Genomic DNA, 13,889 nt, shown 5'->3' with positions numbered 1-13,889 from the left:
ATGGTTCATAGGCCAAGACCCAACTATGGAAAAAAGCGTTGGCCTTACCACCAAGGCTACCATGCCCACTACTCCATGTAAAACCGGTGCACTTCCTGGGAATTTACACATACTTATTGACAGTACCTCTTATTTAGAACCATGGACTATAGTGCCCAAAAAACAACTTGTCAAGTAGGCAATAGGAGCTCGCTTCCATTTCGGCTACGTTTTGTCTGGCCCTCTTTAACTACCTGAATTTGAATCTTTTATAGTAGAATGATAAAATCTCCTATAAATAGTTTATTTTACGAATGAAGCATTTTATCATTCGTATGATATAAAATTCAGTTTCATATATCATATTCTGCATCGTTAGCATAAATAAGTCAATATATTTTGAATTAGATTAAAAATAAAACGAGGAGGTGAACGATATTGCTATACCAAAGTCACATGAAATCCATCCTCAGTATGTTTTTCTTTAAGAATTCCTGCCTCTTTTTTCACTTTCCTCTCTAACTAGATACCCTTTCCTATACCACGAAGTCTGTTGATGGTTTTCCTTTTCTTCTTTCAAAAAATACTTACGAAGTACTTGAAAGAGTGGTGGGAGGATTAGGAGCACTGCCATAATCCGAATAATTTGGACCGATACAACAAAGGTGGAATCAGCGCCAAGTTCAACTGCAGTGACAGCCATTTCGGCGACGCCTCCGGGGGAAAAAGCAAGTATTGACGTAATCATATCCAGTTGTGTCTGAGATGCGACCAATATGGACAAGGCGCCAAGGACAATGACTAAAGCCAACGAGCTAATGATACCAACAACAATCACGGCTTTTGCGTCCCGAAATAATTTTCTTTGCATGTTAGCTCCGATGCATGCCCCGAGAAATAATTGAGCGACAGGCAAAGCCCAATGCGGCCACCAAAGTGTAGCTGTTGGGGCTAATTGATCGAAAATAAGATTGAAGATAGCCACGGTTACCATGACACCTAGCAGCCAGGGCACCGGGATTTTTAGTTTTTTAAATGTAACAGCACCGAGAATCGCTAGTGCCGACAAAAAGACAGTCCATCCTAATTGACCTAGTGTTAACGGTATGAAGTAAGAGTTATAGGACATTGTTAAATTCTCAGGAGTAGAACTTCCGTATCCACCAAAAAATGATAACAATACCGGAAAAGTACTAGTCACCAGTACAGTTCGAAGCACCTGAGTGACAGTGACGGTCACCACGTTTGCCCCCACTTCCTGTGCGATAATAGGCATAGCAGTCATCCCGCCAGGAGCAGTCGCAATAAAACCGGATAAAAGATCTGTTTTTGTAAAATAAAAAAAGAAAAATCCTGTGATAAGAGCAAAAATAATAGTGAGTACGAGCATGGCGAGAATGATGAGCCAATAAGTGCTCAGCGTTTTGATCAGCGTCATATTAAAATAGAGACCGAGTTGTACACCGAGAATCGCTAGGCCGGACCAATTCCAACTAGCTGGAATCATGTTGGCGGCTCGTTTCAGGTTCAAAAAGTCGGGCTGGAAAAACGCGACCAGACTACCGACAACTAAAGCGCCGAGCATCCATGAAATAAATATATTCGTAAACGAAAACAATAGTCCGCCCACTCCGCACAATATAAAATAAACGACATATGGCATCTGAATTCCTTCTTTCATAAGAAAACGATTCTATTATTTCCGGTTCTCGTTTAGTATCAGGTGTCATGCCTTATGCATTTTGAATGCATAGTGATGTACAAAAATGATTTTCTGGAAATATCTTTAACTAAATTCTGTGTCGTTTAACTTGACATGAAGTCTCTATGGGCAAGGTTCCTAATCGAGTAGGAGGAGGTGACTAACCTCCGACCTCTCACACCACCGTACGTACGGTTCCGTATACGGCGGTTTCATTTATGTCCAACGCTTGGTTTGATATCTATTAGCTAGACTCTTTAAGCCTTGGTCTGACCAGTATTGGTCACCAAGCGCTCTATGCAAGATAGGGCTACTGGCTGTTCGCCAGTAGCTCTTTCTTGTGTTTGCCCATTCCCACGCTTTTCCTTTCTTGATACCGTGTTTAACGAGATTCTTGAATTTCGTTTTCACTTTCTTCCATTCTTTCCAGCGTATCATTCGCAAACGTCTTCGAATCCAACCGTCCAGTTTCTTGAATATGGAAGGTGTTTCTGTTAGTTGATAATATCCTAACCATCCTACAAGATATCGATTTAATTTCCTGATTCTATCTTCCATATTCATTGATTTTCTTCGTGAGGTTAATTCTCGAATGCGTTGTTTAAAGCGCTTGATACTCCCTTTCGCAATCCGTATCTTTGGATTTTCTTTATGGGAGGTAAATGAGAATCCAAGGAATTTACGTTTCCATGGGCGGTCTATCGCACTTTTCTCTTTGTTGACTTTGAGTTTAAGTTTCTTCTCTATAAAGTTTGTGATACTTTCCATTACTCTATGTCCCGCTCTTTTAGAACGTACATAAATATGAAAGTAAGTAGACCAAGGGAACCTCCCCCTTAGTCCCTCTCAGAACCGTACATGAACCTCTCAGCTCATACGGCTCCCATTATTCATCGCCGGTCGTATTCCATATTTCCAATGCGCAAATAACCCACGCTCCCTTTGTGCAATCGATCCTAACCAATGTTCTGCTCTTCTTCGATGTTTTCGCTTCTTGTATTTCCTACGAACCCATTTCACCAAGCAATTATTGATGTATCGCAATACACTGTACATTTCTGATTTATAGAAATGGCCATAATAATTAATCCATCCTTGGATTTTCTTATTAAACATGTTGGAAATATCCTCTAGTGTTTTATCCACTTTGAGCTGTAATCGCCATCTTCTTACATCTTTTCGGATTGCTTTCTTTGCCCTATCCGAAATCGCTGGTAAGAAGTTCGTGAAATATTTTCCATATCTGTTCTTTGCGTGTCTTGGTCGAAACGTGTACCCCAAGAAATCAAACGAAATATTGGGATAGTCCATCTTCCTATCTTCATCTTTACAATAGATAATTTTCGTTTTCTCCAAGTTCAGCTCTAACCCCAATAGTTGGAATCTTTCTTCCAATCTTCGTTGAAGGTATTTTGCTTGCTTCAATGAAGCACAATGCGCTATTCCATCATCTGCATATCTTGCCCATGGAATGGTTGGGAATTCCTTTGTCATAAAGTCATCAAAGGTATAATGAAGGAACAGGTTTGCGAGAACTGGACTGATAACGCCGCCTTGCGGAGTACCAGAGGTTCGTTCCACTAGCTTGCCATCCTCCATTTGAAAAGGTGTTGTTAGCCACCTTTGTATATATAGGATGACCCAGTCTTGATTAGTATGTCGTTTCACCATTTCCATGAGGTAATCATGTCTGATATGGTCAAACAGTCCCTTGATGTCAAACTCCAATACCCAATCTTTTCTCCAACATCTTTTCCTTGTGACTTGGATGGCTTGAATTGCCGATTTGTTTGGTCGATACCCATAGGAATCTTCGTAGAACAGTTTTTCTACAGCCGGTTCAAAGTATAATTTCGCAACCATCTGCGCCACTCTGTCTTCGACTGTGGGTATTCCGAGTGTTCTTGTTCCTCCATTTTTCTTGGGAATAGCGACGGCTTTTACTGGTTTTGGAAAATAACTTCCGGAGGACATACGATTCCATAGTTTGTACAGATTGTCTTTCAAATCCCGTTCAAAACTTTCAATAGATTGTTCATCTATTCCATATGTCCCTCGATTCGCTTTTACGCGTTCAAATGCCATCATTACTGCATTCTTTGAAATACAAAACGGTTTTGTTTCTTGCATAAGTTCCTCCTCCTTTCAAAGTTGACTTATCCTTGAAACAGAATAATTCGGGTTCTTCGCTCCACTTCCATTACAGAAGCTTCTTCACTACTACAACCCAATCTGCCCCTATGACTGCATCGGTACTCTTTTCTTGTGGGTCTTCCACTTGAAATACTCCCTTCACATCAGTCCGTAGGTTCCCACGTTCCGTACAAACGCCTATGTTATGTTCATGCCACCTTTATGCCGTCCACCACTTAGACAGTAAACAGGTTTCCTCTAAGTTCATCCCAGATTAACGACTACCCCCTGGTTTTGATGGAATATCTACGCTTTCGACATTTTCGTAAGTGGTTTACATGTTCATTCATCTCCATAACACACACTTGACAGTTCTTGACTGCCTTTTCCTTAACGCTCAATACCATAGCTTTTGACTACAGCACCTTAAGGTAGTTTGAAACCTCCACCTGTATGGCGATTCCGACGGGCCCACCGTCATCATTTGTACAGCATAGCTGCCTTGAGTAGTCTCGCTACTCACGCACACTTTCGTGGCGCACAGTCATCCGCATATCTTACGAATCTGAGTCCCCTTCTTTCTAGTTCTTTGTCTAATTCATCTAGGACAATATTTGAAAGAAGCGGACTCAATGGTCCGCCTTGAGGCGCTCCTTCTGTATTTGGATGCACCAGTCCATCCTCCATGATTCCCGCTTGTAGAAACCTGCGGATAAGTTGAAGGACTTTCGGGTCTTTGACCCTCTGACTTAACGTTCTCATCAGGCGGTCGTGATTCACCTTATCGAAGAATTTCTCTAAGTCCATATCGATTACCCAGCGATATCCGTCCTTCATGTACTCTCTCGCTTTCCTCACAGCGTCATGACCTCGACGTTTCGGTCGAAATCCATAGCTATATTCCGAGAAAGTTGGGTCATATATCGTGGTAAGAACTTGTGCAATTGCTTGTTGGATAAATCGGTCTAGTACAGTGGGAATACCTAGCCTCCTCACACCGCCGCCTTCTTGTTTACGGATTTCGTAACGGCGGACAGGCAGAGGATGGTAATTTCCTGTTTCCAGCTGATCCCGAATAGAAGTCCAGTGTTCCACGATATGCGCTCGTAGGTTTTGTACAGGCATTTTGTCGACACCGTGACTTCCTTTATTGCGCTCTACTCGGTGGAGCGCTGTTATTAAATTTTCTCGTGATAGGATTTGTTCCAACATGATATCTAACTCCTGCGTGAATTGTCCTTTCTTCTTGTGTGGCAATTCCTCTCAGCCCTTCTAATGTCCCCCACGGGATTCACCGTTTCCTCCATTAGGAAGGTTTCATGTTTCTGCTTCATCGAGTATTGCGTACGCGAAGTGGCAATTCTCCGTAAATGATTCGGCCCTTCCTAGATACTCTAGAAGTATCTGGTACTATGGCTTCGGCTGACTTCTGATAGTTCAGTGAACATTCACATGTCCAGTTACGGTATGTGTACCGCATTTCTATCAGACCTCCCAGGGTAAGTACACGCTCTTCCTCTCCATGTCCCCTCTTCATTTACTCGATGCATCCTTTGGCAGTAAGGACTTTGACTTGTTTTGCAGTCTCATCCAAATGCATCTAGCCTTCTATGAAGTTCGTGTTCCTAGGGGCGGAGATTTGCCGCCGACTTCCTTCAGATTCTGGGTCACCCCAGACACCCTTGTCTTAAGCTAACCACTACTACTGCCTTCGTGGCTCGGGACTTTAACCCTAGAGAGTGTGCACATGCCTGGCGCACAAACAAAAAGCCAGCCCTTGATATAGCTGGCTTTACCAAACGAGGCTATCATGCCCATCTCTCCATGTAGTTGTATTAAAGCTAGAGTCAAAATTGTACATCATGAAACAATCATTTTTGTACATCGTTATTCTAGCATTTATATCACTTTTACCAACGGGGACTTCACTAGTTAGTTGCTGTAGTTGCTAGAAAAAGATCTTAAAAACTATACCTTTGATTTTTTGACAGGTTTTTCATTCATGTACCATTTTTTAAGATGCTAACTAGTTAAATTATATGTTTAGACCAACTGTAAAAGTTAGATATATCATGCTTCAATATTTTCTTTAAAAATAGGACTAATGGTAGCAAAACTCGAAAATTTCAATTTCTTCATAGACCATTCCCCAGATTTTTTTACGAATTCAAAATCATATGTTCCGGAAAGTAGCTGTAGTAATCCATTGTCACTCTCCCGGTAATAAAATACATCTGATACTGCAGAAGCATAATCCCCATCGATGTCTATCACCGGGTTTGTTATATGGTGATGACACTTTGGAACCTGTCTCCAAACTTTATGAAGTAACTCTTTGATTCCTGCCTTACCAGTTCCTTTACCACGAGGTAGCTCATAGACCCCATTCTCATCCCAAATACTCAAAAAGGTAGCTTCATCCTTTTTATCTATACCGTGACAATATTTGGCCATTAATGTTTATATATCCTCGATATCAATTATTTTTTGAATCTTTTCCTCTAAGATTAATTGATTATTCACCATAATTTCCTCCTTTAGTTAACCGAATTAAACAAAGATTCAACCCTGGGTTTACCGCTGCACTACTTTAATTTCCATTAAACGGAAGATGTATATTTTCGATTATTAAACTATGAAAATACCTTAGTCTTTAATTCCTTTTATATTTACCAGTAAAGCTTCCAGATTACTTAGCAAGGTAACCTCCATCCACAGGAATAACAGTTCCAGTAACAAAATTAGCCTCATCAGATACCAGGTATAACGCAGCATGTGCTATATCCTCCACTTTCCCCATTCGCCCCATAACTGTCGCTGCTATAACATCTCTTTCATACTCCTCAGATGAGGTTAAGTCCGGGTTTCGGTCTATGAATCTCTCCCATAACCCTGTCGCTACTGGTCCTGGTGCAATGCAATTTACCCGTATATCCTCTTTTCCTAGTTGGACTGCTAAACTCTTGGTCAACATTGATAATGATGCCTTTGCCATAGAATAGACTGGTGATCCTGGTGATGGCTTATAACCAGCAGGAGAAGTAGTAAACAAGATAGACCCACCACCGGACTTCTGGATCTCAGGGATAGCGAATTTTGCCCCAAAGAAACCTCCTTTGACATGGATTGCAATAGTACGGTCAAATTGCTCCTCCGTTACCTGTGAGATAATTCCAGGCCCAGCGTCGCCGGCATTATGCCAGAAAATATCCAATTTCCCATAAGTTTGAACGGCTTGCTTAACCATTTTTTCCACATCAGACACAACACTACAATCAACATGAACAAAGCTAGCCTCGCCACCATTATTCTTAATGTTTTTTACTACTTCTTGTCCATTAGTTTCATTAAAATCAGCTACTACCACACTGGCCCCCTCTTTGGCGAATAGGTATGCAGCTGCACGCCCAAATCCTGAAGCAGAACCAGTAATTAACGCTACTTTACCTTTTAATTTCATTTTTCCCTCTCCTCGTATTATATATTTCAAGGACCATTGCATCGCTGGTAATTGAATAATTATGTTACCTCTGACGTCTAAATGAGTTTCATTTTTTTAGACCGTTGGTTCAAGAACTAAGCCACAGCGAAGTTACACGATATTGACCATAGTGCCTGATTCTTGGTAGGCGCCGCAATGGTCACAATAACGATTAAACGCTTACAATTTAAGAGAAAAAGGATCCTGAATTTCATCTGACAAATTGATCCAAACACTCTTTGTTTGTGTATATTCATACAAGGCTTCCATCCCGTTTTCACGTCCAATGCCGCTGGCCTTATATCCTCCAAATGGTGAATTGAAAGTCACTGTCCTATAAGTGTTGACCCATACTGTTCCTGCCTCTAGTGATTTAGTCATTTTATGTGCCCTTTTGATATCATTTGTCCAAACACCCGCAGCCAATCCATACTTTGAATCATTAGCCATTTTAATTACTTCATCTTCCGTTGTAAAAGGAATAACAGATAGGACTGGCCCAAACACTTCTTCTTGAACAATCGTTGAAGTGTTGTTCACATTTGATATAATAGTTGGTTTGTAAAACAGTCCTTCTTTCAGTCCTTCTTCATCAGGCCTGCCTCCTCCAGCTAATACAGTCCCACCTTCTTGTTGTGCCGTTTCAACCATGCTTTGGATTTTTTCTAGCTGTTGAGGATTCGCTGCAGGGCCCATTTGTGTTTCCGGATCCAGCGGATCACCAAGTTTTATTTGATTTGTTCTTTGCACTAACCTTTCAAGAAATTGGTCTTTAATATCCTCATGTACATAAAGCCGTGAACCGGCAACACATGTTTGTCCACTGGCTGCATAAATACCGGCAATTACCCCCGCTTCAGCAGCGTCGAGGTCCGCATCATCAAATACGATATTAGGACTTTTGCCACCAAGTTCAAGGGTTACTTTTGTAAAATTATCTAAACCGTTTTTTGCAACAATTTTTCCGGTTTCCGGTCCACCTGTAAAGGAAACTTTATTGATATCAGGATGTCTAGATAATGCATCTCCTGTCGTTCTTCCATAACCCGAAATCACGTTTAAAGTACCTTTAGGAAATCCTACTTCATCAAACAATTTTGCAAATTCAAGCGTTGAAGCTGATGCATGTTCAGATGGCTTAATCACAACTGTATTTCCCGCTGCAATTGCAGGTGCAAGCTTCAATGCCACCATTAGTAAAGGAGAGTTCCAAGCCGTAAATGCTGCCACAACGCCTAAAGGTTCCCTTAGCGTATAATTCAGTGTATCCGGCCGATCCACTGGAATGACTTTTCCTTCCAATTTATCAGCGAGGCCACCGTAATATTCATACCATGCTGGAATTTGTTTTAATTGACCTAACATTTCTTTATATATTTTCCCATTATCCTTCGTTTCAATCATGGCTAAATTTTCAGCATGCTGTTCTATTTTGTCCGCAAGTTTTCGCAGCAATCTCCCCCTCTTTGTTGGCGAAAGGGATTTCCATGATTTAGAATAAAAAGTTTCTTTTGCCGCTGCTACGGCTTTGTCTATGTCTTCTTTACCGCAATTAGGTATGAGAGCCCATTTTTTACCGGAAGCCGGGTTAATCGTTTCGATATATTCACCATTAGCAGGTTCGATAAATTCTCCGCCAACGTAGATACGATATTTCTTTACTTCGTTTCCCATCTCTTTTATACACCCCTTTTTAAATTAATGGTTTTACCCATAATTATCTAACAGTAATTACATAAGCGCTGAGGCAATCATATGAATCTAGCCAAAATAGGCTATGCCTTGCTCCATGGGGTCTTTTGATAGCCGTAGTCAAAAAATCGCTATGGCATTTGCGAAATTGATGAATCAAGCAGGTGTTAGCTTTGCAATACTTGGAAACAACGAAGCAAACTCAGGCGATACCGCACGCCGGATTGGAAATGAATTTTTATTTCAGGAAATTGCTGAGAAAAACATTAAAACATTTGAGAAACACGGGGTAACAAAAATTGTAACGATTGATCCACATGCCTATAATATATTTAAAAACGAGTACCCAGATTTCGGTTATACAGCAGAAGTGTATCATCATACGCAAATGCTTTATGATTTGGTGAAATCAGGAAAATTAGTCCCTAAGCACCCCATTAATGAAAAGCTAACCTATCACGACTCATGCTACTTAGGCAGATACAATGGTGTTTATGACCCACCGAGAGAAATATTAACATCCATTCCTCAACTTGAACTGGTTGAAATGGACCGCTCTCGAGAAAATGGGATGTGCTGCGGTGCAGGCGGTGGCCTCATGTGGACAGAGGAAACGACAGGAAACCGAATTAATGTAGCACGTACAGAACAAGCTTTATCTGTACAACCATCGATGATTTCTAGCGCATGTCCATATTGCTTAACCATGCTGAGTGATGGTACAAAGGCGAAAGAAGTTGATGAGGATATTAGTACGATGGACGTTGCTGAAATTCTGGCATTATCGGTACAGTTTGAAGAAGAATCGCAGACAGCGTCTTAAATAGTCATTGACGAATAGTGACAAGCATCCCTTGATTAAGCTAAGTAGTATGGCACAGAACAAAAGCGCAGAGCGCCCGTTTAAAAACGTAGAGGGTGGAGCGGCGTAACTGAGATAAAGGAATCACGGTGAGGTGACGAACCGATGATGACTTATCGTAGGGCACGACGCGAAGTCTCCTAGTTTTTGGCGCTTGGAGCTGGACGTGGCTATTTTTCTATAAAGAGTTATCCACACGTAAACAATTTTATAATTTCCTAACCAACCAAAAAACCAGCCCCAAAAAGGGCTGGTTTTTTTATCGCAATTTCTGCTCTACTATTTGTTTAATTTTAGCTCCGTCAGCCTGTCCTTTAACCTTTGGCATCACAGAACCCATTACTTTCCCCATATCTTTCATCGAGGTAGCATTTACTTCTACCATTGTTTCTTGAATGATCGATGTTAATTCTTCATCTGAAAGTTGTTTCGGTAAATACTGTTCAAGTATTTCCAATTCATTTTCGGTCTTTTCAACCAAATCTTCTCTTCCAGCATTTTTAAATTCTTGGAGGGAATCTTTTCTCTGCTTAACTTCTCTAGAAAGAATAGTTAATTCTTCGTCCTCAGATAGAGTATCTTTTCCAAGCTTAATCGATTCATTCTGTATAGAAGCTTTTACCATGCGAATAACGCTAAGTGTTTCTTTGTCTTTGTTCTTCATCGCTTGCTTCATATCTTGATTTAATCGATCAAGTAGCGTCATACGTCACACCTTCTTTAGAATTTACGTTTTCTAGCAGCCTCAGATTTCTTCTTACGGCGTACACTAGGTTTTTCATAGTGTTCACGTTTACGATATTCCTGTAATGTACCGCTTTTTGATACACTACGCTTAAAGCGACGAAGAGCATCCTCAAGAGACTCGTTTTTACGAACGCGAGTTGTATTTGACATGCTAATTTCCCTCCCTCCGAAGCACAAAACCATATTTAATGCTGACATGAATATACTCTCATGCCTTTTTAAAGTATAATATAAACTTGTTAACCGGTCAATGGTTATTTATTAATAATCTGAAGTTCCCTCTTTACCAGCGATAATTTCTACCCCTGCACTTGCTCCAATACGAGTTGCTCCAGCTTGGATCATAGCTTCTGTCGTTTCTAAATCACGAATTCCTCCAGATGCTTTGACTCCCATTTCAGGTCCAACTGTTTCGCGCATCAATTTGATATCTTCAACGGTTGCACCACCGCCAGAAAACCCAGTTGATGTTTTAACAAAGTCTGCTCCAGCTTCTTTAGCTAACTTGCAAGCGAGCACTTTTTCCTCATCTGTTAAGAGAGCCGTCTCAATAATTACCTTTGTTAAAGCTTTACCCTTCGCTGCATCTACAACAGCTTTCATATCCGCTTTAACGAATGCTACATTTCCAGCTTTCAATTCTCCAACATTTATAACCATATCTACTTCGGTCGCACCATTTTCCATTGCTTCTTTCGCTTCAAAAACCTTTGTATTTGTCGTTGTAGCTCCTAAAGGAAAACCAATCACGGTACATACTTTTACTGGAGAATCTTTTAGTTCACTTGCACAATAAACAACCCAATGCGGATTCACACAAACTGAAGCAAATTTGTGTTCTTTTGCCTCCTCGACAATCTTCGCAATTTGGCTTTTGGTAGACTCAGGCTTTAATAATGTATGGTCAATATAAGATGCTAAGTTCATAATTTTGCTATCTCCTTTTTTTATGCGTTTTTTTCTGCAACATGTGTCGCATGATCCATCACACGTACAAATACCCCTTTATTAATAGGGTATCCAGATTCTGTTATTTTCACTTTTACAATTTTCCCAATTAAATCCTGTGTCCCTTCAAACTGAACTTTCATATAGTTATCTGTATAGCCAATAAGCAGGTTATCTTCCTGTTCACTTGCATGCTCCTCTGGAATTACTTCCAATACTTCGTTTTCGTATTTGGAAGCATATTCTTTTGCAAGCTGATCAGATAATGTAATTAACTCATGTACACGTCTTTCTTTTACTTCGTCTTCGATCTGGTTGTCCATTCTTGCTGCTGGCGTACCAGTTCTTCTCGAAAATGGGAATACATGAAGTTCAGAGTAACCAATTTCTTTAATGAAATCATACGTTTCCTGGAATTCTTCCTCTGTTTCTCCAGGGAAGCCAACGATAACATCGGATGTAATAGCTAATCCCGGAAGTGCCTTTTGTATCTTTTTCACTTTTTGACGGTAAAAATCGGTTGAATACTTACGGCGCATTCTCGCCAACACGCTGTCTGAACCAGATTGTAATGGAATGTGTAAGTGACGCACGATCTTTTTACTTCTGTCTAGTACGCGAATTACTTCATCTGTTATTTGGCTCGCTTCAATAGAGCTAATGCGGATACGTTCCAATCCTTCCACCTGCTCCAGCTCTTCAAGAAGCATTGCAAAATTATAGTCTTTTAAGTCTTCCCCGTACCCTGCTGTATGTATTCCTGTCAGTACAAGCTCCTTATACCCTGCTTCGACTAATTTATTTGCTTGCTCAATGACATTTTCAGGGTCTCGTGAGCGCAACAAACCTCTTGACCAAGGGATGATACAAAATGTACAAAAGTTATTACATCCTTCTTGGATTTTGAGCGATGCTCGTGTACGGTCTGTGAATACAGGCACGTCCATTTCCTCAAACACACGATTTTTCATAATGTTTGATACGCCATTTACAGGGGCTTTTGTTTTCTCATGCTCTTCAATATACGTGAAGATGTTTTTACGGTCCTGTGTACCTACTACAACATCTACACCCGGTATCTCCATGATTTCACCAGGAGATGTTTGTGCATAACAGCCCGTTACACAGACTACAGCGTCCGGGTTCTTTCTAATGGCACGGCGAATCGTTTGTCTGCTTTTTTTATCACCTGTATTGGTAACAGTACATGTATTGATAACATAAACGTCCGCATCATGGTCAAAGTCTACACGTTCATAGCCCTGTTCCTTAAACATTCTCCAAATGCCCTCAGTCTCGTAATGGTTCACCTTGCAACCGAGAGTGTGGAAACTGACGGTTTTGGGCAGCTTTTCAGCCATTTATATATCATCCTTTCATTAACATTGTTATTTAGTTTACATCGTATCTTATATTATCACAAAAAACTAGAAATAGAATACAAAAGAACCTTTCTATGTCCATAAATTAAGGTGAAAGATTCATTTTTCTACCTTGATCATCATCCATCCTTTAACGAATTTAAACTTTTTCAACTTTTCTTTCCCAATCATATGACAAAACAACTGCTAATCCGTCAGTTACTTCATCCATTTATAGCAATGAGATTAATCTTAAACCTTTTTAATTTTCTACATCAATATAATTTCCATACTATCCTTTATACCAAACTTGTGAAATTCCATAAACTATGAATTAAAATTGGACCATATAACGAGTCTGTTTTTTTATAAACGAAGCACGTGATAACGCTTAGCATAAATATAAAAAGTCTCTGCGGTAGAGGAACATTATGCAACAAAGCGAAAATCAATGAAGTAATTATCATTCCCAGCCAAAACGGAAGATAAATTCGTGAAAAATCCAAAATGACTCTTTTCATGAATAACTCTTCCCAAACTGGACCAAATATACACGTTGCTACTATAAACAAGATGATAATTGGTATAGAAGTTATCTGTATGATTTCTACTTCATAATCTTGGCTGTTGACAGAAAGATATGAAACTAACCCTGATGAAACAATTACGAGTAGATAACCCACAAAGACATAAATATAATTCTTCAGGCTTCGAAAAAAATCAAATGTCAGTTTTTCAGAAAAGAAAGCACGATTATTTTTTAATGATAAGAATATAATTACAAAGAAAAAACCGAGGACGGCTGAATCACCAATATAATCGAGGATCATAGAATCAAATAACGTTCTAAATATAATAAACAGAAAAATAATGATAGTTAATTGCAAAGTACAAAAAATAATACTCCTCTGTTGTTTTTTCTCCATAGGCAACTTAGTCCCCTTTCAATATATTCAAAATAAACACGAGGTTTTTTATCTCTAT

The 13,889-nt window shown here is 39.9% G+C and carries 10 protein-coding genes and 3 pseudogenes; 1 reads left to right on the top strand and 12 read right to left on the bottom strand.

Annotation, left to right across the window (positions count from 1 at the left end; genetic code table 11):
- Window positions 1-463: 463 nt before the first annotated feature.
- The 7 genes and pseudogenes from KI343_RS03415 to KI343_RS03385 form a co-directional block, all read right to left on the bottom strand.
- The gene (locus KI343_RS03415) at window positions 464-1,642 is read right to left on the bottom strand and encodes an AbrB family transcriptional regulator (RefSeq protein ID WP_212925031.1); all 1,179 of its coding nucleotides are present in this window, start codon (window positions 1,640-1,642) and stop codon (window positions 464-466) included.
- A 255-nt stretch (window positions 1,643-1,897) separates the two neighbouring features.
- A pseudogene (locus KI343_RS03410) lies at window positions 1,898-2,488 on the bottom strand (group II intron maturase-specific domain-containing protein); the annotation flags it as partial.
- A 60-nt stretch (window positions 2,489-2,548) separates the two neighbouring features.
- A complete protein-coding gene (gene ltrA / locus KI343_RS03405; protein WP_212925029.1) occupies window positions 2,549-3,811 on the bottom strand; it encodes a group II intron reverse transcriptase/maturase in 1,263 nt (420 codons plus the stop codon).
- A gap of 543 nt (window positions 3,812-4,354) precedes the next feature.
- Window positions 4,355-5,026, bottom strand: a pseudogene (ltrA, locus tag KI343_RS03400) (group II intron reverse transcriptase/maturase); the annotation flags it as partial.
- Window positions 5,027-5,884: 858 nt separating this feature from the next.
- The gene (locus tag KI343_RS03395; protein WP_212925028.1) at window positions 5,885-6,268 is read right to left on the bottom strand and encodes a nuclear transport factor 2 family protein; all 384 of its coding nucleotides are present in this window, start codon (window positions 6,266-6,268) and stop codon (window positions 5,885-5,887) included.
- A gap of 235 nt (window positions 6,269-6,503) precedes the next feature.
- Window positions 6,504-7,274, bottom strand: a complete 771-nt coding sequence (locus tag KI343_RS03390) for an SDR family NAD(P)-dependent oxidoreductase (protein ID WP_212925027.1) — start codon at window positions 7,272-7,274, stop codon at window positions 6,504-6,506.
- Between the two features lie 201 nt (window positions 7,275-7,475).
- Window positions 7,476-8,969, bottom strand: coding sequence for an aldehyde dehydrogenase (locus KI343_RS03385; RefSeq protein ID WP_212925026.1), 1,494 nt, complete (start codon window positions 8,967-8,969; stop codon window positions 7,476-7,478).
- Window positions 8,970-9,081: 112 nt separating this feature from the next.
- Between KI343_RS03385 and KI343_RS03380 the strand changes: the two are divergent.
- Window positions 9,082-9,810 (top strand): annotated as a pseudogene (locus KI343_RS03380) ((Fe-S)-binding protein); the annotation flags it as partial.
- Between the two features lie 298 nt (window positions 9,811-10,108).
- Here the strand turns inward: KI343_RS03380 and KI343_RS03375 are convergent.
- From KI343_RS03375 to KI343_RS03355, 5 genes are all read right to left on the bottom strand, one after another.
- Complete coding sequence (locus KI343_RS03375; RefSeq protein ID WP_212925025.1) at window positions 10,109-10,555, bottom strand: GatB/YqeY domain-containing protein; 447 nt, start codon at window positions 10,553-10,555, stop codon at window positions 10,109-10,111.
- A gap of 14 nt (window positions 10,556-10,569) precedes the next feature.
- On the bottom strand, window positions 10,570-10,746 hold the full coding sequence (gene rpsU / locus KI343_RS03370; protein WP_019377991.1) for a 30S ribosomal protein S21: 177 nt from the start codon (window positions 10,744-10,746) through the stop codon (window positions 10,570-10,572).
- 111 nt (window positions 10,747-10,857) lie between these two features.
- Window positions 10,858-11,523: a deoxyribose-phosphate aldolase gene (gene deoC, locus KI343_RS03365; protein ID WP_212925024.1), complete on the bottom strand. Its 666-nt coding sequence runs from the start codon at window positions 11,521-11,523 to the stop codon at window positions 10,858-10,860.
- Between the two features lie 20 nt (window positions 11,524-11,543).
- Window positions 11,544-12,905 carry a tRNA (N(6)-L-threonylcarbamoyladenosine(37)-C(2))-methylthiotransferase MtaB gene (gene mtaB / locus KI343_RS03360; RefSeq protein ID WP_212925023.1) on the bottom strand — a complete coding sequence of 454 codons (1,362 nt, stop codon included), beginning with the start codon at window positions 12,903-12,905 and terminating at the stop codon, window positions 11,544-11,546.
- Window positions 12,906-13,204: 299 nt separating this feature from the next.
- Window positions 13,205-13,831 carry a CPBP family intramembrane glutamic endopeptidase gene (locus KI343_RS03355; RefSeq protein ID WP_212925022.1) on the bottom strand — a complete coding sequence of 209 codons (627 nt, stop codon included), beginning with the start codon at window positions 13,829-13,831 and terminating at the stop codon, window positions 13,205-13,207.
- Window positions 13,832-13,889: the final 58 nt, after the last annotated feature.

Source organism: Oceanobacillus sp. J11TS1, assembly GCF_018333215.1.
Taxonomy (GTDB): Bacteria; Bacillota; Bacilli; order Bacillales; family Amphibacillaceae; genus Oceanobacillus.
The sequence above is the reverse complement of the archived record's forward strand: the minus strand, read 5'-3'. Positions and strand labels throughout refer to the sequence as shown.

Coding starts and splice junctions, on each gene's coding strand:
- KI343_RS03415 (WP_212925031.1), bottom strand. CDS start 1,642: ATGCCATATGTCGTTTATTTTATATTGTGCGGAGTGGGCGGACTATTG.
- ltrA (WP_212925029.1), bottom strand. CDS start 3,811: ATGCAAGAAACAAAACCGTTTTGTATTTCAAAGAATGCAGTAATGATG.
- KI343_RS03395 (WP_212925028.1), bottom strand. CDS start 6,268: ATGGCCAAATATTGTCACGGTATAGATAAAAAGGATGAAGCTACCTTT.
- KI343_RS03390 (WP_212925027.1), bottom strand. CDS start 7,274: ATGAAATTAAAAGGTAAAGTAGCGTTAATTACTGGTTCTGCTTCAGGA.
- KI343_RS03385 (WP_212925026.1), bottom strand. CDS start 8,969: ATGGGAAACGAAGTAAAGAAATATCGTATCTACGTTGGCGGAGAATTT.
- KI343_RS03375 (WP_212925025.1), bottom strand. CDS start 10,555: ATGACGCTACTTGATCGATTAAATCAAGATATGAAGCAAGCGATGAAG.
- rpsU (WP_019377991.1), bottom strand. CDS start 10,746: ATGTCAAATACAACTCGCGTTCGTAAAAACGAGTCTCTTGAGGATGCT.
- deoC (WP_212925024.1), bottom strand. CDS start 11,523: ATGAACTTAGCATCTTATATTGACCATACATTATTAAAGCCTGAGTCT.
- mtaB (WP_212925023.1), bottom strand. CDS start 12,905: ATGGCTGAAAAGCTGCCCAAAACCGTCAGTTTCCACACTCTCGGTTGC.
- KI343_RS03355 (WP_212925022.1), bottom strand. CDS start 13,831: ATGGAGAAAAAACAACAGAGGAGTATTATTTTTTGTACTTTGCAATTA.